Source organism: Plantactinospora soyae (assembly GCF_014874095.1).
Classification (GTDB): Bacteria; Actinomycetota; Actinomycetes; order Mycobacteriales; family Micromonosporaceae; genus Plantactinospora; species Plantactinospora soyae.
Genome location: NZ_JADBEB010000001.1, coordinates 6,451,794 through 6,470,906 on the forward strand (window position 1 = coordinate 6,451,794; position 19,113 = coordinate 6,470,906).

At 70.4% G+C, this 19,113-nt stretch carries 15 protein-coding genes and 3 pseudogenes; 10 read left to right on the top strand and 8 right to left on the bottom strand.

From position 1 onward, the window contains the following. Positions 1-161: 161 nt before the first annotated feature. Positions 162-1,337, top strand: a complete 1,176-nt coding sequence (locus H4W31_RS28105) for an ankyrin repeat domain-containing protein (protein WP_225945725.1) — start codon at positions 162-164, stop codon at positions 1,335-1,337. A gap of 27 nt (positions 1,338-1,364) precedes the next feature. Here the strand turns inward: H4W31_RS28105 and H4W31_RS28110 are convergent, their stop codons facing one another. Continuing rightward, positions 1,365-2,780, bottom strand: coding sequence for a WD40 repeat domain-containing protein (locus H4W31_RS28110; protein ID WP_192769381.1), 1,416 nt, complete (start codon positions 2,778-2,780; stop codon positions 1,365-1,367). Positions 2,781-3,311: 531 nt separating this feature from the next. Here H4W31_RS28110 and H4W31_RS28115 point away from each other — a divergent pair. Further along, a complete protein-coding gene (locus H4W31_RS28115) occupies positions 3,312-3,611 on the top strand; it encodes a hypothetical protein (RefSeq protein WP_192769382.1) in 300 nt (99 codons plus the stop codon). A 227-nt stretch (positions 3,612-3,838) separates the two neighbouring features. Here the strand turns inward: H4W31_RS28115 and H4W31_RS28120 are convergent, their stop codons facing one another. Beyond that, on the bottom strand, positions 3,839-6,631 hold the full coding sequence (locus H4W31_RS28120) for an AfsR/SARP family transcriptional regulator (RefSeq protein ID WP_192769383.1): 2,793 nt from the start codon (positions 6,629-6,631) through the stop codon (positions 3,839-3,841). Positions 6,632-7,391: 760 nt separating this feature from the next. Beyond that, positions 7,392-8,384 (bottom strand): glycoside hydrolase family 11 protein, encoded by a 993-nt coding sequence (locus H4W31_RS28130; protein ID WP_225945726.1) that lies wholly within the window; start codon positions 8,382-8,384, stop codon positions 7,392-7,394. A 645-nt stretch (positions 8,385-9,029) separates the two neighbouring features. On the opposite strand from H4W31_RS28130, the pseudogene H4W31_RS28135 reads away from it, so the two are divergent. Further along, positions 9,030-9,368 (top strand): annotated as a pseudogene (locus H4W31_RS28135) (dihydrofolate reductase family protein); the annotation flags it as partial. 40 nt (positions 9,369-9,408) lie between these two features. On the opposite strand, the gene H4W31_RS28140 reads toward H4W31_RS28135, so the two are convergent. Further along, a complete protein-coding gene (locus tag H4W31_RS28140; RefSeq protein WP_192769385.1) occupies positions 9,409-9,993 on the bottom strand; it encodes a DUF1707 SHOCT-like domain-containing protein in 585 nt (194 codons plus the stop codon). Positions 9,994-10,204: 211 nt separating this feature from the next. After that, positions 10,205-10,331 (bottom strand): annotated as a pseudogene (locus H4W31_RS44890) (flavin reductase); the annotation flags it as partial. A gap of 614 nt (positions 10,332-10,945) precedes the next feature. Here H4W31_RS44890 and H4W31_RS28145 point away from each other — a divergent pair. Together H4W31_RS28145 and H4W31_RS28150 are read left to right on the top strand one after the other, a co-directional pair. After that, positions 10,946-11,722: a helix-turn-helix domain-containing protein gene (locus H4W31_RS28145; protein ID WP_192769386.1), complete on the top strand. Its 777-nt coding sequence runs from the start codon at positions 10,946-10,948 to the stop codon at positions 11,720-11,722. Beyond that, a complete protein-coding gene (locus tag H4W31_RS28150) occupies positions 11,713-11,904 on the top strand; it encodes a DUF397 domain-containing protein (RefSeq protein WP_192769387.1) in 192 nt (63 codons plus the stop codon). Before H4W31_RS28145 ends, H4W31_RS28150 begins: the two co-directional genes overlap by 10 nt. Positions 11,905-12,001: 97 nt before the next feature. Here the strand turns inward: H4W31_RS28150 and H4W31_RS28155 are convergent, their stop codons facing one another. Further along, complete coding sequence (locus tag H4W31_RS28155; RefSeq protein ID WP_192769388.1) at positions 12,002-12,370, bottom strand: hypothetical protein; 369 nt, start codon at positions 12,368-12,370, stop codon at positions 12,002-12,004. A gap of 142 nt (positions 12,371-12,512) precedes the next feature. Between H4W31_RS28155 and H4W31_RS43195 the strand changes: the two are divergent. After that, positions 12,513-12,740, top strand: a pseudogene (locus tag H4W31_RS43195) (ATP-binding cassette domain-containing protein); the annotation flags it as partial. After that, positions 12,735-14,321, top strand: coding sequence for a carboxylesterase/lipase family protein (locus H4W31_RS28160; protein ID WP_225947183.1), 1,587 nt, complete (start codon positions 12,735-12,737; stop codon positions 14,319-14,321). The pseudogene H4W31_RS43195 and the gene H4W31_RS28160, both read left to right, overlap by 6 nt. A gap of 230 nt (positions 14,322-14,551) precedes the next feature. On the opposite strand, the gene H4W31_RS28165 is transcribed toward H4W31_RS28160, so the two are convergent. Beyond that, positions 14,552-15,223, bottom strand: a complete 672-nt coding sequence (locus H4W31_RS28165; RefSeq protein ID WP_318783445.1) for an HAD family hydrolase — start codon at positions 15,221-15,223, stop codon at positions 14,552-14,554. A 174-nt stretch (positions 15,224-15,397) separates the two neighbouring features. On the opposite strand from H4W31_RS28165, the gene H4W31_RS28170 reads away from it, so the two are divergent. Continuing rightward, positions 15,398-16,057: an HAD family hydrolase gene (locus H4W31_RS28170; RefSeq protein ID WP_192769391.1), complete on the top strand. Its 660-nt coding sequence runs from the start codon at positions 15,398-15,400 to the stop codon at positions 16,055-16,057. A 68-nt stretch (positions 16,058-16,125) separates the two neighbouring features. Here H4W31_RS28170 and H4W31_RS28175 read toward each other — a convergent pair whose 3' ends face one another. Then, complete coding sequence (locus tag H4W31_RS28175) at positions 16,126-17,106, bottom strand: LLM class flavin-dependent oxidoreductase (protein ID WP_192769392.1); 981 nt, start codon at positions 17,104-17,106, stop codon at positions 16,126-16,128. Positions 17,107-17,309: 203 nt separating this feature from the next. Here H4W31_RS28175 and H4W31_RS28180 point away from each other — a divergent pair, with 203 nt between their 5' ends. Next, entirely contained in the window at positions 17,310-18,353 is a 1,044-nt protein-coding gene (locus H4W31_RS28180) for a LacI family DNA-binding transcriptional regulator (protein ID WP_192769393.1), read from the top strand. A gap of 114 nt (positions 18,354-18,467) precedes the next feature. After that, entirely contained in the window at positions 18,468-19,067 is a 600-nt protein-coding gene (locus H4W31_RS28185) for a nucleotidyltransferase domain-containing protein (protein ID WP_318783446.1), read from the top strand. The last annotated feature ends 46 nt before the right edge of the window (positions 19,068-19,113 follow it).

The window sequence follows — 19,113 nt, forward strand, 5'->3', positions numbered from 1 at the left end:
CCGCGGGGGGCGGACACCGTGGAGTGAGCGTGATCACGGTGCAGAGAATGTAGCCTTGGCCGGCGGCCGAATTCAAGATCATTTTGTTTCGCGTGAATTGACGGTCGGTTCACACCGGACCGGCGGAACCGGACGTCCACCGACCGCGGCACGGAGGAACGATGGATCACCACCAGGATCAGCGGCTGGTAGCCGCGGTAGCGGCCGGCGACGAGGCGGCCGTCGCGCAGGCGCTCGCCGCCGGGGCGGATCCCGATGCCTCGGCCGGCCAGCTCCGTGGTTCCGTGCTGAGCGAGGCCGCCGGCAGTGGTCGGTCGGGCGTCGTACGGATGCTGCTGGAGGCCGGCGCCCAGCTGAGAACGGTCCGGCCGCACACCCCGTCGGCGTTGCGTGCCGCCGTGGTCGGTGGACACCCCGACGTGGTACGGGAGTTGCTGGCCCATGGCGCGCTCGCGGCGCAGCCAGGCAGCACACCGAGTGCGCTGACGGAGGCGATCTCACAGACCTCGTTCCAGCCGGGGCCGGCGACCCTCCAGACGTTGCGGCTGCTGCTGGCGGCCGGAGCGACCCCGGGCACCACCGAGGAGGCGCCGCTGATCAGCGCCATCAGGAGATCGGCCTCCCCGGTGGTGCTCCGCATCCTCCTCGAACACGGTGCGCCCGTGGACCAGCGGCGCTCCGACGACACACCGGCGGTCGTGCTCGCCACCCGCCGAGGCGATCACGCTGCCGTGGACGTACTCCTTCAGGCCGGCGCGGACCCGGACGCCCGCGACCCGCGGGGACGTACGGCGCTGATGCACGCGGTGGAGCGCGACGAGCGCCGGGTGGTCGCGGCCCTCCTGCTGGCCGGCGCCGCCACCGACGCGGTGAGCCCGGACGGCATGACGGCCCTGCTGCTGGCCCAGGGCTGGCAGCGGCAGACCGTCCAGTTCATGCTGGGCGAGCGGAGGGTCGGACTGGACAACGTGCAGATCAACCGGACCGCCGTGGAACTGGTGCCGACCGGTCTCCGGATCGCCGGAGACCCGCAACTGTTCCGCCTGCTGGCGAGCGCCATCGACATCGCCCTCGACGATCTCGGCGAGCCGGAGTGGCAGGCCCGGACGGGTAGGGATCCGGAGGTGGCGCGGGCATTCGCGCAGCGGCTGCGCGACGACGTCGTTCCGGCCGCCAGTGGCTCCTGGCACGAGCTGGACGCCACCGTGGACGAGTTCCGCAGCGCGAGATCGGCGCTGGCCGAGATTGCCTACGGCACGACCCCGGTGACGCCGGACGGCAGCAGCCGGGCGGACATCGTCGACCTGCTCCAGGAACTCGACCGGCAGCCTGGCTGATCGCCGGACGGCTGTCCGCCCGGTGCGTCACCGGCCCGGGCGCCGCCCCGTCGACGTCCGGTCCAGCGCCGGAACTGCCCTGTGGCGCCTCCGGCGCAGGTACCGCAGGAGGAACTGCCCCGTGGCACCGACGATCGCGACGAGGACCGCTCCCGCCGCGACGAGCCAGAGCGGTGCCGGACCGAAGTCGGGGCGCCCCGATTCGCGTACGGCGCCGTCGACGGCGAGGCTGGCGGCGACCGTCAGCTCGGTGATCCCGGCCGGGGTGCGGAAGAGCACCTCGGGGGTGGCCGCGCCCCGACGCAGCAGCACCAGGTGCACCGCCACCGTTCCGTCCTCCTGGTACGGGCTGCTGGCGATGTCGTGGGTCTGCGGGCGGTCCACCGCCGTCGGGCCGGGTACGCCGACCAGCGCGACCGCCTCGTCCGCCGAGCGCCATCCGACGAGGTGGACGTAGCTGGCGGAGCGCACGTCGGGGAAGGCGGACCCGGGGACGACCGTGCCGTCGGCCACGGTGCGGGTCTCCAGCCGCCAGCTTCGCGGGTACGACGGTATCGGGCAGTCTGTGCAGGTCGACCGGGTCAGCGTGGCCACCGCCCGGCCGTCCGGCAGCCAGGACCCGGCCCCGGGCAGCCGTCCACCGTTCAGCGGCAGCCGCCGGTACGGGTCGGCGGTGCCGTCGGAGTCGGCGTCGGCGACCCGGGTCAACCACACCTCGTCGCGTACCTGCACGGCCAACTCGGCACCGTCCGGCGACACCGCCGCCTGCCCCGGGGGTACCCAGGCGGTGTCCACCCGTACCCGCAGCACGTCGGCGCGGCGCTCCCGGTCGTACAGCCCGACGTACGGGGTGGCGTAGGTGTTCGGCGGGGTGAAGGTGTCGGGCTCGGCGTAGGCGAGACGCTTGCCGTCGGGCGCGAAGGCGAGCGGATAGCCGTCCATGCCGGCCGGGGTGGACCGGCCGGACGTCAGGTCGTACAGCGACCCGCCGGCCCAGACGTACCGCCCGTCCGGGGAGAGCAGCGCCCCGAACCCCGCCGTCTGGCGCTCCGAAGGCGCGAGCGCGCGGTACCGGTCGGCGTCGGCGGCCAGCACCCCCATCCGGTTCTCGTTCCAGCCGTCGCGCACCATCGGGCCGCCGAAGAGCATCGCCGCCGCACCGGGCGCCGACTCGGCCACGGTCGCGGTGCGCAGCGGCGGGTCGACCAGCCGGGTGGGCAGACCGGGAGCGGTGGAGTCGGCTGCCGCGGACCACGGGACGGCCGTCGGGCGCAGCGCATACCCCGTGCCGAGCAGCAGAACTCCGACGGCGATCGTCCCGGCCACGGCGGCCCGGCGACGCCGGTGCCGGGCCCGCGCCCGGTCGAACGACCCCTCGGGTACGGCGGCCGCCGGCACGCCGTCGGCGAGGTCGTGCGGCGCCTCGCTGAGCCGGCTGGTCATCCGGTCACCTCCTGTGCGGCCCGGCCGACGAGTTCGGCCAGTGCCCGTCGATCATGCCGGCTCGGTGCCGGCGGCGCTGCCCGTGTTCGCCGCGTCGGTCCGGCGGGACGAGGGGCTGAACCCGTGAGCAGCAGTCGCCAGGTCACATGCGGACCGAACCACTAAATCCTCCATAGAAGCAATTGCATTACTCGAACGGTTCCATCATGTTGCGAGCCGTCGAACCGGTACGACAACGCCGGCATACCGCCGGCATACCAGCAAGAAACCACTCATCGACATCATTGTCGTACCGGTCGGGCAACGGGGGCATGCGGGGCAACCCGCGTACGTCGCCCAGAAGCCCAAACGCGCAGTCAGGAAAGGAGCACCAGATCGCGAGCAACTGACATTCGGCTGTCGTACGCGGCGGTTTCCGGCGCTGGTGAAGGCTGTCACCAGCTCACACATGCGCACGACGAAATCGCAGTGACGCAGTCCCTACAGCTGACCTTTTGGCCGCAATAGATGTCATTTGAAAGGGAACCAGCCATGAGAATCAAAAAGGCCATTGTGCGCGCCTCGGTTGTGGCGAGCATCGGTGCGATGGCTGCCATCGCGCCAGCAGCACCGGCCCTCGCCGGAACGCCCCCCACCTGCATGCAGACCGTGAAGCACGCCTACAACTCGGTCACCGTCTACAACCGGTGTGGACTGACGAGCTTCAACATCAGGATCGTTTGGCGTGCCGCGCCCGACTCCGGCTGCTACACGATCTCCCCGGGTTCTTCCCGCGCCTACAACGCGTTCGGCGCCCCGCTCGGCTCGTACGACAAGACGGTCACCTGTTAGTCCGGGGCTGGTCCGCCCGCCCGGTCCGGATCGGAGCGATCGCCCCAGGGTGAGTCCGTAGGTCACGACGGTGCTCCAAAGTGGCTGGTCGCGCCGGCCCGGTGGGCAGGCCGAACACCGGCCACATTCGGAAAAACGTGGCAGATGCGTGCACCAGGGACGGGGAGGGCGTCGCGTCAGGCGGCGCCCTTCCACAAGGGTTGATCGACAGTTTGCGAGACTGAGGCCTAGGTGGAGCGCCGGAGCCGCTCGCGGATTCGGTCGGCGGTCGGGTGCATCATCTCCTCCATGATGGTCAGGGCCTCTTTCAGGGCCTGGTCGCCCGCGTCGGCGTCGCCGGTGGCGTGGTGGGTGTCGGCGACGTGGGTCAGCACGACGGCGTAGAAATACCGGTCGCCGAACTCGCGGTAGAGCTCAAGCGCACGCTGGTAGGCGGCGAGCGCCTCGGCGTGTTCAGCGAGGTGGTGGTGCGCATAGCCCACGCTGTCCCAGGTGGCGGCCTGCCTGAGACGGTCGCCGATCGCGTCGAGGACATCCAGCGCCTCCCGGCAATGCGCAAGGGCCGCCCGGTGATCGCCGAGGAGTGCGTGCTCCCATCCGATGATGTTGAGCGCTTCCGCCTCGCTCGCCTGCGGCGCCGACGATCGGTCAGCCCGCAAGAGGTGCAGGGCGGCGGTGGCGTGTTCCAACGCGTCGCGGACCCGGTCCTGCTGCTCGAGCACGGTCGTCAAGTTCAGGTGCGTGGTGGCGAGGCGGCGCGTGTCGCCGAGTGTGCCGTACAGCTCCAGGGCCGCGCCGAGGTGCCGGCCGGCCTCGTCGAGGTCGCCGCCGCGACACAGCGCGGCGCCCAGCAGCCGGTGGCAGACCGCCTGTCCGTGGACGTCCCCGGCCCGGCGTGCCGCGTCGAGCCCGGCACGCTGTGTGTTGACCCAGGCGTGCCGGTGGCCCCGCCTGTCGAGGTAGTGCGACATCGCCCAGGCGAGCTGCCACGCGTGCCCGTGGAGGCCGGCGCCGTCGGCGAAGCCGACAGCGGCGCTCAGGGCGGGGAGTTCGGTGTCGAACCAGGCGATCGCCTCGCCGTAGTCGGCTGGGGTGCTGACCGTCACGTCCGGTGCCGGGGGCAGCAGCGCCACCTGGTCGCGGTTGGGGTCGATCCGCAGGTCGGCGGCGTGGGCAGAGCACAGGTAGTGGTCCAGCAACCGCACCACGGCCGCCTTCCGCTGCTCGTCGGGGTCGTCGGCGGCGCACTGTTCCCGCGCGTACCGGCGGAGCAGATCGTGCACCGCGTACCGCCCCGTGCTCTCCTCGGTGACGAGGTGGGCGCCCGCCAGCTCGGCGAGCAGAGGCCGGGTGCGACCGGCCGGGAGGCCGGCCAGGCTGGCCGCCGCCGACACCGGCAACGCCGCGTCTGGGGCGAGGCCGAACAGGCGGAACAGCCGGGCCGCGTCAGCGCCGAGGCTGCGGTATGACCAGGAGAAGACCGTCCGCACGTCCGTGTGGTCCTCGTCGGTGGTCAAGGCGTCGAGCACCGGCCCGTCGCGCAGCTCGCTGGCGACTTCGGAGAGTGACAGCCTGCGGCGGGCACCGGCCCGGGCGGCGAGTACTGCGAGCGCCAGCGGCAGCCCGCCGGACACCGCGATGATGTCGTCGACCGCACCGGGCTCGGCCGCGACCCGTTCCCTTCCGAGGCGCGCGGCCAGTAGATGCCGTGCGTGGCCGCTGGAGAGCACCTCGAGCGCGACGTGTTCGGCGCCCGAAGTGGCGACGAGCCCGGTCAGCTGATTCCGGCTGGTGACCACCACGACGCAGTCCGGCGCACCGGGCAGCAGGGGACGCACATGCGCGCTGTCCCGCGCGTTGTCCAGCACAATCAGAACTTTCCGGCCGGCCAGGACGGTGCGGTACAGCGCCGCCCGGGCCTCCGGGTCGGCGGGCTTCGCCCGGGACGCCACCCCGAAGGCGGTCAGGATCCGGTCGAGCGCGTCCTGCGGCTGTACCACAGACGCGGCCGGGCCGAACCCGCGCAGATCCACGTACACCTGTCCGTCGGCGAACGCGTCGGCGACCCGCTGCGCCCAGTGCACGGCGAGCGCGGTCTTGCCCACGCCCGGCGCACCGGTGATCGCGCACACCACCGCGCCGGCCAGGTGCCGGTCGAGCGCGCCGGTCAACCGCGCCAGCTCCGGATCGCGGCCGACGAACCCGCGGACGTCGATCGGCAGCTGGGAGACCGGTGCGGAAGCCGGCCGGTCGGCCGGCGCGACGATCGTCCCGACGGGCGGTTGCGGCACCGGCTCGCCGTTGAGGATCGCCCGGTGCAGCTGCTGGAGAGTGGGCGACGGCTCGATGCCCAGCTCGTCGATCAGGTGCCGGCGGGCGTCGAGGTACGAGCGCAGCGCCTCCGCCTGCCGGCCGGACCGGTACAGCGCCAGCATGTGGATGCGGCGCAGCCGTTCCAGCAGCGGATGCTCCCGCACCAGCACGCCGGCCTCGGCGGCGACCTGGGCGTGCAGGCCCATCGCCAGCTCCGCGTCGAGTTTCTCCTCGATCGCCAGCCACCGGCGCTCGACCAGCCGCGACGACAACTCGCGGACCACGGCGAGGTCGGCGAGGTCGGCGAATGGCACGCCTCGCCACAGCTCCAGCGCGCGGGCGAGCAGCGCCGCCGCCCGAGCCGGTTCGCAGGCGGCACCCGCCCGCAGCGCCTGGTCGACCATGTCGTCGAAGACGTCGGCGTCGAGCTCGCCCGCGCCGACCGCCAGCCGGTAGCCGTGCGGGTGGCGCACGATGCGCTCCTCGCCCAGAAGGCGGCGCAGCTGGTGGATGTTGACCTGCAGGTTCTTGGCCGCTGTCCGGGGCGGGACCGCACCCCAGACGGCCTCGACGAGCGCGTCGGCGGTCACCGCCCGGTTGGTCTGGCAGAGCAGCGCCGCCAGCAGAGACCGCACCCGGAAGGCGCGGACGTGCACGACGCCGGCGCCCTCGACCACGGTCAGCGGACCCAAGATCCGGAACTCCATCTCACTCCTGTCGCGCGGGTAACCTCGAGTTTGTCGAACAGGACAGGCAGCCGGACTCGGTGTTGGGCAGCGGCGCGTCGGGCAACCTGCCGCCGTCCGGGGCCAAACCGACCGCGTGGTGATCGCCTTTGTCGACGTCCAGCCCCGGGAAGGCCTGGTAATCACCGTGCACCCGCCGCCTCCGGTACCTCGTGCGTGGTCTCGGCCGCAGTCTCGGCGTCGGACTCCCGGCAGTCACGTTGCGAGGAGACCTACCCCAAACGGGGCGGCCCGGTCCCTATCAGCGGTCCGCCGACGCCACCCGATCCGGCGACACCCCCCCGGATCGTGTGTACGACAGGGGCAGTAAGTCATACCGGGCCGGACGACCGCAGTCCCCAGCCGGGGACTGATGAAAGAAGGTAACGGGTCGGCGCGGACAATGCGTTGCCCGCTGTCGAGCGTGTCGGGGCGGTACGCGTTCCCGCAGGCTGCGGGTGGGACATCGAGTCCGAGTTCGTAGTGTCCACGTCGGAGGTTCCGCACGAAGATGCCAGTGGTCCGCGACCTGCAACACATGGGGCCGGGCGCGGCGGATCGCTTCGGCACAGGCGCCGGCGGAGTCCCGGCACACCACCTCGACGCCGGGGAGGGGCGCCACGGGGGAACTCCGCTGCTCTTCTTCCTCGATGGGTGTGGGACGTCTGTGTCGCGGACAGCAGTGTGGCGCGGCGGCCGAGGGCCGCCGCGCCACAGGTGCGGTGTCAGGAGTTGCTTCGGGTCAGCCTGTTCGGCAGGTGATCGTCGGCCAGGTCGTGTTGCCGTTGGCCATGATCGTTATCCCGAAGTTGTTGCCGTTGCCGTTCGGTCTGGCGGTGACGGCTCCGCTCGTGCCGCTGACGGAGGCGTTCCAGCTGTTCTGCACGCTCTGGCCGCCGTTGAGGTTGAGGGTGACGACCCAGTTGCTGACGCCGCTGACCGCGACATTGAGGTTGAACCGGTCGCTCCAAGTCTGGCCGGCGGAGAGTGTCGCGGTGCAGTTGCCGCCGCCCGGGTTGCCCGGGTTGCTGGCGGTGGGCTGGGGGTTGCCGCCGCCGCCACCACTGCCCTCCCGGACGGTGATGTCGGAGCTTCCGCTGCTCTGGTAGCCCTCGGTGGCCATGACCTGGTAGGCCCAGCTCGTGCCGAGGTTCAGACCAGCGCGGGCCCAGGCGTCGAAGTGGTTGGCGGTGGTGATGGTGCCGCTGCTGCGCTTCTGCTGGCGGACGCTCCAGAACTGGTAGAACGTGGCGGTGCCGTCGATCGACGGCTGGTTGACTCGCTGACTGCGGAGGATGTCGTAGGTGCCGCCGTCGGTGGTGACGGATCCCATCCGGGTGGCGCCGCTGCTCGGGTTGTAGCTGCCGAAGTTCTCCACCACGTAGTACTCGATGAGCGGGCTCCGCGTCCATCCGTACAGGGCGAGGTAGGTGTTGTTGTTGCCCGGGTTGTAGGTGCCCGAGTAGCTGACCGTCCGTCGGGAGCCGGTGGCCCAGCCCTTGCCGCCGACCCAGTTGTTGGTGCTGTTGCTCCACTGGCTGGAGTAGCGGCCGTTCTCGCGCAGCGTCATGCTGGCGTTGCCGCTGTCTTTCCAGAACGAGAAGTAGAACCCGTTGTGCGTGCCGGTGGTGTTCGAGCTGACGGTCCGGTCCGCCTCGGCGTACGCGCTGGTGGCCATCACCGTGCTGCCGACGGCCAGCACTGCGGCGAGGGAGGCGCCGAGGAGCAGCCGCATGCGGCTGCGCCTTCTCGGTCTGGTGGGGATCTCGTTCATGTACTTACTTCCTCCTCGGGACGGCTGGCGGGACGCCAGTCGTGCGGTACGGGCCGGCGAGCTGCCGGTGACCAGGTCATGGCCGCCAGACACGGCGTCGCACCACGCGGTGGGGGTGTGCCGGTCGCCTGCACGACGACCGGAGGAGTGGGTCGCGGTGGACCGCTTTGACGGTCATTGAGCCCCGTCGATGGCGACGGTATTGGACCTGCCGTAACCTTGTCAACATCTTCCAGAAATATTTCGGAATCTGCCTATGGTCGCCGGACTGCCCTGTCGGGAGCCACTTGTCCTAGCCAGCGCTACTATCCGGCCGAGCTGGATCCGGAACGATCACATCGGAGCCTTGGTCGACGGATCAAGACTCAGTCAGATGTTCCCGAGAGTTTCGGAGATCTTCCGGATAGTAATCATGTGGACCGGCGATGGTGACCACGAGCCCGGGACCGACGCGTTGGCCACCACCGGCAGGTGTCGCCGCACCCACGCAACCGGATGCGTTAACGTCCGCACCAGTCGCAGAACGCGACCGGTAGCGACGAGGACGGGCCAGTCCGAGGGGAGTGGGACCTCGACTGGACGGGGTGGTGGGGCGAGGATCCGCCGTACCACGCCCCGGTGTTCGTGCTCACGCACCACCCGCGCGAGCCGCTGACCATGAAGGGTGGCACCACGTTCACCTTCGTGACCGACGGCATCGACTCCGCCCTCGCTCAGGCGCTCACGGCGGCAGGAGAGCAGGACGTCGCCATCGCCGGCGGGGCCGCCACCGTCAACCAGTACCTCGCCGCCGGGCTGATCGACGAGCTCCGTACCCATGTCGCCCCGTTCACCCTTGGGGCCGGGGAGCGCCTCTTCGACGGCGCACCGGTGCTGAATCTCGAACTCCTCAGCGCCCGGTACGCCTCGCTGGTCACGCACATCGGCTACCGCGTCGTGCGCTGACCCCGACCGGGTACCGCGCGGAGCAGCCGTTGTCGCCCCGCTACCAGCGCCAGCGCCAGAAGCGGCGTTCGTAACGCACCAGTAGCGTGCCGGCGGCGGTACTGCCGGTGATGACGATGTGCGGGGCGGTCGAGCCCGGCTCCGGCATCGACGGGACCTTGATCGTGGCGGTGCCGGCGGTCGTGGTGACCGCGTCAATGTTGGCGGTTGCTTCCGGCGGCAGCACGATGGTCGTCGAGCCGGCCTGGGTCGCCAGCTCGATCTCGACCGTCCGGTGACTGATGACGGCGTGTCGCAGGTCGAGCTTGACCGAGCCGGCCTTGCTGCGCACCACGAGCCGCCGGGGTACAGCCCATCGGCCGGTGCGCTCGATGTTCCCGGCGTGACCGCGTAGCTCGACGACGTCGGCGGGTGCGACGGCTGGAGCGGCGGCGGGCAGGTCGGCGACGAAGGGCTCCGTTTCGCCGTAGGTGCGGGCGCTCAGCACGCCGCCAATGCGCTCCTCGAACTCGGGCAGGGTCAGCCGGCCCTCGGCGACCGCCGTGTTCAACCGGGCGACAACGCTCTCTCGCTCGGCGTCGGAAATGCGTACCTCCGGCCTCGACGGGACCACATCACCACTCATCCGACAACCCTACGTCCCGCCCATCGGGTACAGAAGCCCGGCCGCCCGGCGGAGACGTAGCTTGCACGGTCCTAATGGGGGTCGGACGGGCTATCCGGGGGTAGCCAGCCGAGGAACCGCGCCGTAAGGCGGAACCGGTCCTGGCGGGGCTGGTCTTCGATCGCGGTGAATAGGCGGTCGGACAGATAGCCGATCAGGCCCTTCGGGTCGTTGCGGTATGCGACCAGCAGTGCCAGCCGGGCGGGGGAGCACGGCCAGTTGGCGCCACACTCGCGACAGCGGAACAGCGGTCGGGTCGGGGTGTGCGCCCGGAACCGGGCATGAGGCCGGCGGGTCACCGCGCGGCCTGACCGGGTGTGGCGACCGGGCGGTCCACCGTCGGTTCGCGCACGTCGGCGGGACGTACCCCGGTCACCGCCGGACGCCCGGAGACCGCTCAGCCTGCTGCGCCACCCCGGGTGGCAGCCAAAGCCCGGCATTCCGCCTGGCCGGCGCGGTTCCCGCCGGACGTTGGTTCGTGGCCGGCCGCCGGGTCGGCGAGGGTGGCTGGTCGGTTGGTACGACCACGGCGGCCGAGCGGCTCTCCGGCGGCGGTGGTGGATAAGGCATCGGTACGAGTTCGATCGAGTCCGGACAGCGCCAGCGGTACCCGCATCGGCAGCGCAACCAGAGCCGGCGCCAGTCCCGACGATGGCGTGGCTTGATCCGGCGTAGCCATTTCATTGCGACCTCCCTTGGGTTGAATTGGAACGGGGGCGACGCGATATTCCGTCCAGACCCCGCGCCGCCCCCGCTGGCAGCACCCGCCCGTCCTTTCGGATGTCTTGCCGTGGTTTGGATCCGAGCGGGTACGCCTGACTTCCACTCTGGACGGCGGGTGAGATACGGCGGAAGATAGGCGAAAGGCACTGTGACCGGATAACAGGTTGCGATCAATATCCAGGAGTACTAAGTGAGCGATCTCCGGGAAATTCTCAGAAAACAACGAGCCGACAGGGGAATGACGCAGGATCAGACCGGATCGGCGATCCAGGTTTCGGGCAGCCTGATCGCGGCGATCGAGAGCGGCCGGCTGATCCCGCAGCCGGATACCGCCACCCGGCTTGACGAACTCTTCGGCACCGGCGACGAGATCCAGCGCGCGGCGGAGGTGGCCCGGGATGAGGCGCGCGCCCCATGGCTCCGACCGTGGACAGACCACGAGGAACGCGCAACGATGCTGCGATGCTTTGAGCTGGACGTGATTCCCGGCCTGTTGCAGACACCCGACTACGCCCGGCGGCTACTCACCGATGTCGGACCGGTATCGGACGTTGATGGGACCCTGGCGGCTCGGCTGGCCCGGCAGGACGTCATCACCCGCTCGGCGGCCCCGGCTCGGCTGGTGGCGGTCGTCGACGAGGACGCGCTGCGTCGGCAGGTCGGCAGCCCAGAGGTGATGGCCGAGCAGTTGCAAGCGGTGCTCGCAGCGTGTGAGCTGCCGAACGTCTGGTTGCATGTGGTGCCGGCGCACTCCGGCGCCTACGCCGGACTCAACGGGCCGTTCGTGTTGGGCACGGTCAATGGTCGGGTGCTCGGCTTCCTGGACAGCCATCTCGGCGGGCAGGTGATCGACCAGGCTGACGCCATCCGGGTCTTGGAGGAAGCCTGGGAAGGAGTGCGGAGCTATGCTCTGCCCACAGGGCAGTCCCATGACCTGATTGCGAAAGTGGCCGAATCATGGACCTGAGTACCGAACCACGTTGGCGCAAGTCGAGCCGCAGTAACGGGGCCGGTGGGAACTGCGTAGAGGTCGCCGATAGCCTTCCCGGCCGGGTGTTGGTCCGGGACAGCAAGGACCAGGCTGGACCGGTGCTGGTGTTCGGCCCGTCCGCCTGGCACGCGTTCGTCCAGGACGTCACGACCCGCTGACCCGACGCGAACCGCCCCCGTACCCACGCGCTGCGTGGTACGGGGGCGGCGTGCTTCCGAAGCCGACTCGGGCGATCCTCGGGTGGATCCGCTCCGGTCAGCTCGCTCGGCGCTCGGGGAACTGCTCCACGTCGAACAGCGACGTTTCGTCGACCAACTCTCCTCCGTCCACGTAGGAGTCGATCAGCTGTGTCGAGGCGCCGGCTTCGAGGAGCAGGTCGACCGCGTTGATCGCGTACCAGTTGTCGGCGACGGCATGTATCGCCGCTGCCTGGGCGAGCAGGTCGGGATCGGCGGCGAGGTCGGCAAGTTCGGCAAGGGCTACGGCCCGGACCAGGCCCTCCCGGTAGCCACCGGCGTAATCCGTCGCGATCCGGTGCACCCGGGCGAGGATGAGGCGGCGGTCGGCGGACTGGTAGGCGGCGATTCGGGCGGGGCCGCTCGTCTGGTCTCGGCTGTCATACACCTCGATATTCTATCGTACATGTGTACTAATCGGTGGGACGCTGCGGTGCTGAAGATCCACCGAACGGTGGAGGCGCGAATCAACCCAAGCTCAGACGCGACGGTCGACGTGGCGGGGTGCGGTCCGCCCCTAGCTTCGCAGTATGAGCGCGCCAGAAGTACGAAATCCGCACAAGCGCTACGGGGAGCACGTTGCCGTCGACGACGTCTCTTTCACCATTGGAGAGGGGGAGATCTTCGGCATCATCGGGCCCAACGGCGCCGGCAAGACGACAACCGTCGAGAGCATCGCCGGCCTGCGAACGCCCGACTCGGGCTCGATCTCTGTGCTGGGACTTGACCCGAACGCGCACAACGTCGAGGTCATGAGACCTTTGGTCAAGGCGTTGATCGCCGCGCTCGTTCTGGGTACCGCGCTGGTGGCCGGGCCCAACGCGGCCGCGGCCGAGACCCGCCACCCCATCGCGCGCACCGATGCCGGTTGGGTGAAAGGCACTGCCGCCCAAGACTATCGACTTTTCCAAGGCATCCCGTTCGCCGCCCCGCCGGTCGGCGAATTGCGTTGGCGCTCACCGCAACCGGTTACACGATGGCAGGGTTTCCGTGACGCGACCGCAGCCGGTGACCGCTGCGCGCAATCAACTGACTTTGCCGGGCTGCCCCGCAGCGAAAGCGAAGACTGCTTGTACCTCAACGTCACCGCACCAAGGTCGGCTTCCAGCCGTCACCTCAAGCCGGTCATGGTCTGGCTGCACGGCGGTGGTCTGACCACGGGTGGCGGCGACGTGTACAACCCGAGCAGGCTGGCCGTACGCGGTGACATGGTCGTGGTGACCGTCAATTACCGGCTTGGCGTGTTCGGTTTCTTCGGCCACCCCGGGCTGGAAGACGCTGGGGCGCTTGGCCTTGAAGACCAGCAGGCGGCCATGCGATGGGTGCAACGCAACGTGGCGGCGTTCGGCGGCGACCCACGCAAGGTCACCCTTGCCGGCGAGTCCGCGGGCTCGCAGTCCGTGTGTTCCCAGCTGGTTTCGCCGCCAGCGGCCAGCCTGTTCCAGCAAGCCATCACGCAAAGCGCCTTCTGCTCGCAGGGCGCCTTTGCCGCAAGCGCCCTCCGTCCGGTCATCGATTCTCCTTCGTGGGTACCGCGAGCACGGCACGTCGCGCACGGCCAGACCGTCGCGGCCGGGGTGGGCTGCGCCGACCCCGCGACAGCAGTGGAGTGCTTGCGGCGCAAGCCAGTTGCCGACCTGCTCGCGCAGCAACCGTTACCAATTCCGGCTTTCGGCACCGCAGTGCTGCCCGAAGACCCCGCGGTAGTGCTGGCACAGGGCCGCTTCCAACGGATGCCGATGCTGACCGGGATCACGCGCGACGAAGGTACCTACTTCGGGCTGCTCCTCTTCCCCGGCCTGACCGAGCAGCAGTACCGTGACACGGTCGCCCAGATCTTCGGCGACCAGGCCCCTCAAGTGTTGGCCGAGTACCCGTCATCGGCGCACGGCTCGCCCGCACAGGCCGCCGCGGCGATCACCAGCGATCTCGACTGGGCGTGGGCGGCTCGCTCGAACGACCGGCTCTTCGCCGCTCACATGCCGACATTCGCGTACGAGTTCACCGACCGTTCCGCGCCCGCCCTGTTCCCCTTCCCGCCCGGCCTCGATTCGCTGGCCTCGCACGGCTCGGAGCTACAGTTCCTGTTCGACATCACGTATGACGTACCCCCGCTGACCGAGGAGCAGCGGCGGCTGGGCGACACGATGATCGGGTACTGGTCACGCTTCGTGGCGACCGGCAAACCCAACGGCCGCGACCTCCCATCGTGGCAACCGGTACGGGCAACCGCGATTGACCCGTATGTGCAAGAGCTCGGTATCGGCCGCCGCCACGTTGGCCCGTACGACCGCGCCACCGCCCACAACTTCTCCTTTTGGGACAGCCTCGCCGACTAGCAAGCAACAGCCCCCAGGGGCAGCCGGCCGCCCCTGGGGGATTTCCCGCAGCTCGTCTTGCCGGACGACGATGAGGCTGCGCGTCCGCTATCCGCAACCTTCATCCAGACGCGACATCTGCATGGGTAGCGTGGCTGCCAGCGTCGCGACCGCGCAGCTGCTGAGCGCCACCTACGTGGCGACGCTGCTGCGGATCAGGCGGAGTCCGCGCACCGCGGCCGGGCCGCGCGTCACAGGCCCGGGTCGGAGCCACTTCCCGCGTTGTGCTTCGCCACCAGGGTCGGGAGTTCGTCCAGCGAGTCGATGCGGAACAGGCATCGCTGTGCCACGACCGGGATGTCGAGGATGTGACCCCAGGGGCCGCGCCGGATCAGGCACGTCTTCATACCGGCCTCCTCGGCCGGGCGTACGTCGTTGTCGGGCCGATCGCCGACGTACAGGATCGAGGACGCATCGCCACCGCCTTCGCGGATGACCCGTTGGAAAAAGGCCGGCGACGGCTTCTCCACGCCCCAACCGTGCGACGTGCCGATCACGTCCACGGGAAGGTCGAGAGCCCGGAGGATGCTCTCCGCATGAGCTGGCTGGTTGCCGGCCAGGCCCACGAACAGGCCCTGATCCTGCAAGGAGGTCAGGCACGGTCGCGCGTCGGGGTAGAGGTCCTCTTCGCCGAACGACTCCGGCTTGTCGGCAACCGCCCTGCGCTCGCGCTCGGCCGCGAGGTCGAAGTCGGGCCGGAAGACCCGGAACGTCTCCTGATAGTCCAGACCCCGGGCGATCACCGAGCCGAAGACGGCCGAGAACGTGTGCCGTGGAACGCCGAGCCAGTCCGCCCAGGTCTCGAACTCGCGGGACTCGTCGAGAATCGTCCCACCGACATCGAAAAAGATCGCGTCGATCACCTGCGGTCCTCCGTCACGGTCGCGCTGCGGGTGGATCATAGGCGGGATCGTCGGGACTCGCCTCCGAGCGCCGTCGCCACGGCTCCACCAGCTCGCCGAACCGCTCGACGGCGGCGGCACCGGATCTGGGCGGCACCGTCAAGGTCCGCCACTCGTCCTCGCTACTCTCTCCAGATGATCAACCCGATCGAGCTTGTCATCTTCGACTGCGATGGAGTGCTGGTCGACAGCGAACGCATCGCGGTCCGGGTCCACGTCGCGGCGGGCGCCGACCTGGGCTGGCCACTTACCGAGGCGGAGGTGATCGATCGGTTCGTCGGCAGGTCCAGGACCTCGATCGGCGAGCTGATCGCCGCCCGCCTCGGGCCCGATGTCGCCGCGACCTGGGGGGAGCGGTTCGAGTTGGCGCACCGCCAGGCGGTGGACACCGGGCTGACCCCGGTCGACGGGATCACCGACGCGCTCGACGGGATCAGCCAGCAGACGTGTGTGGCCTCCAGCGGAACGCACGAGAAGATGCGACACACCCTGGGCCGCACCGGGCTGTACCACCGTTTCGAAGGCCGTATCTTCAGCGCGACCGAGGTCGCCCACGGCAAGCCCGCCCCCGACCTGTTCCTGCACGCGGCGGCGACCATGGGTGTCCCGCCTGCGGCCTGCGTCGTAGTCGAGGACAGTCAGTACGGTGTTCAGGCGGCCCGCTCCGCCGGCATGCGCTGCTTCGGTTATGCCGGTGGACTGACCTCCGCCCGCCAGCTCGAAGGCCCCGATACGGTGATCTTCGACGACATGCGAAAGCTGCCGGCCCTGCTGGACAGCGCACTACTCGCCTGAAGTCCGGGGCGACGACCCTGTCGGTGGTCGACGCGGTATGCACACCCTCGACCGCTCGCCACGGCTGGTCAACGTCGGCGCAGCCGCTCCACGAACTCGCCGAACCGGTCGACGGCGGTGGCACCGTCGGGCGCCGCCACCTGGAACGCGAACACGTCCGGCCGGAGCCGATCGAGGACCAGTTCGCAGAAGTCGAGGAGCTGGCGCGGCTGCGCGACCCGTCGGTACCGGGCCAGCACCCAGTCCCGGCCCAACCGGTCGGCGTTCCGTTGCAGCCGGGCCGGGCTCGACGCGACCAGGCGGCCGGGCGTACGCAGCCCACGCCAGGGCCGTAGCGCCCGGACCGCCTCGTCCTCGCCGTCGGCCAGTACGACAAAGCTGGTCAACACCACGGCCGGCGGCGTACGCCCGGCGGCGGTCGCGGCGGCGCGGGCCACGTCCACCACCTTGCGGCCGGCCTCCTCGGGATCCTTGACCGAGGTGACCACCCCGTCGGCGAGCCGTCCCGCCGTGGCCGCCGAGCGGGGACCGGCCGCGGCCAGGTACACCGGAACGGAGGTCAGCGGCGGACTGTGCAGTCGCAGTGCGGAGACCGGATAGTACGGGGCCTCGGGGCATTCGACGGTGGCGCCGGCGAGCAGGGGCCGGAGCAGTCCGAGCGCCTCCGTCATCCGGGCCAGCCGCTCGTCGTACCCGGGAAACCGGCCCAGCGGCGCCTCGTTGATCCCCTCCCCGGTACCCACGCCCAGCGCGAACCTCCCCCCGGAGAGCCGGTCGAGCGTGGCGGCGGCCTGCGCGACCAGTACCGGATGCTGGCGGAACAGCGGGCAGGCGACCGCCGACATCAGCCCGACGGTACGGGTGGCCGTCGCGATCGCGCCCAGGGTGGACCAGCCGAATCCGGCCGCGCCGACGTCGTTGACCCACGGCTGCAGGTGGTCGGAGACGAGCAGTGTGTCGAAGCCCGCCTCCTCGGCCCGCCGGGCATGTGCGACCAACAGCTCGGGCTGCCACTCCTCGTGGCCCAGGAACCAACCGAACCGGGTCACCGGGCTCCTTCGCATGGTCCGTCCCCGACACTTCGGACCGGTCGGCCGGGACCGGCGAGCGGGTTGGAACTCTATCATCATCGATGTAACAAGCCTTGGTGAGCGGGCTCGGCGACGTGATCCATCGACCGGACACGGGGGTCCGGCCGACACCGCCTACCCTGGAGCCCACCGCGTGCCGACGTAGTTCCCGGGAGCACACCATGAGATCCCACCGCCGCGACCCCGGACGTCCCACCCTGAGCGAGGTCGCGGCCCGGGCCGGTGTCGGGCGGGGGACCGCTTCCCGGGTGGTCAACAACTCGTCCCAGGTGAGCCCGACGGTCCGGGCCGCGGTGTGGGCGGCGGTCCGGGAACTCGGGTACGTGCCGAACCGTGCCGCCCGGACCCTGGTGACCCAGCGGACCGACTCGGTCGCGCTGGTCATCTCCGAGTCCGGTGAGCGGGCGTTCGGTGAGCCGTTCTTCGCGGGCATCGCCCGTGGGGTCAGCGCCGGCCTGGCCGACACTCCGCTGCAACTCTGGCTGTCCTGGATCCAGTCGCCCGGCGGCCGGGAGAAGATGGAGCACCAGCTCACCGACCAGCACGTCGACGGCGTCATGCTGATCTCTCTGCACGACGCGGACCCGTTGCCGGGACTGCTGATGGAGCGCGGACTGCCGACCGTCCTCGGTGGACGGCCGGCCCAGATGCTCGGCCCGGACGCCCAGCCGGCGTATTTCGTCGACGTGGACAACACCGGGGGTGCCCGGCAGGCGGTCGAGTACCTGCTCTCCATCGGACGGCGGGCGGTGGCCACCGTCGCCGGCCCGCAGGACATGGGCGCCGGAGTGAACCGTCTGGTCGGGTACCGGCAGGCACTGGCCGCGCGGGGCCGGCCGACCAACGAGAACCTGATCGCGTACGGCGACTTCAGTGCGAGCAGCGGGGTCGAGGCGATGCGTCAACTGCTCGCCCGATGTCCCGATCTGGACGCGGTCTTCGCGGCCTCGGACCTGATGGCGTTGGGGGCGATCAAGGCGCTGCACGACGCCGGCCGGCGTGTCCCGGAGGATGTCGCGGTGGTCGGATACGAGGACTCGTCCCTCGCGTTGCACGCCAATCCGCCGTTGACCTCCGTACACCAGCCGGTCATCACGATGGGTCGGGAGATGGCCCGGCTGCTGGTCGCGCAGATCCGTGGCGACGAGATCCCCTCGCCCGCCATCTTCCTGGACACCCACCTGGTCCGCCGGCAGTCCGCCTGACCACCGGCCGAGCCGACCACGGCCCAGGCCGGCCGGAGCCCCCCGGCGACCGCTTCGGGCGACCGCTTCGGGCGACCCGTGGATCCGGTCGGTGCGGTCCGCTACCGTCGGCTCGTGACGCCGGATATCGACGCCTGGGACGCCTGGACCCCACGGGTCGTCGCCGAGCGGCTGGCCGGGCTCGACGTCCCGTGGTGCGTGGCCGCCGGTTGGGCCGTCGAGCTCTTCCTCGGCGTGCCGGGCCGCCCGCACGCCGATCTGGAGATCGCCGTTCCGGCCGACCGGTTCGGCGCGGTTGCCGAGCGCTTCCCGGACTGCGACTTCCACGTCGCCCACGACGGCGGGCTGCTGCCGCTCTCGCCCGAGGCGATGCGGACGGGTCATCAGACCTGGGCCTGCGAGCGGGCGAGTGGCCTTTGGCGGTTGGACGTGTTCCGCGAGCCGCACGACGGAGACGTCTGGATCTGCCGCCGGGACGCCCGGATCCGCCGGCCGTACGCCGAGATCATCCGCCGGGACCCGGACGGCATTCCCTACCTGGTGCCGGAGGTGGTGTTGCTGTTCAAGGCGAAGGCCGTCAGGGAGAAGGACCAGGCCGACTTCGCCGCCGCGCTGCCGCTGCTGGACGAGGCGGCCCGACGCTGGCTCGATGACTCGCTCGCGCTGCTCGATCCGACGCACCGCTGGCGGAGCCAGTTGTCGACCTCGTACTGAGCCGGCGAGGTCCGGGGCCGCGTCCGCCGGTACGACTGGCGGAACC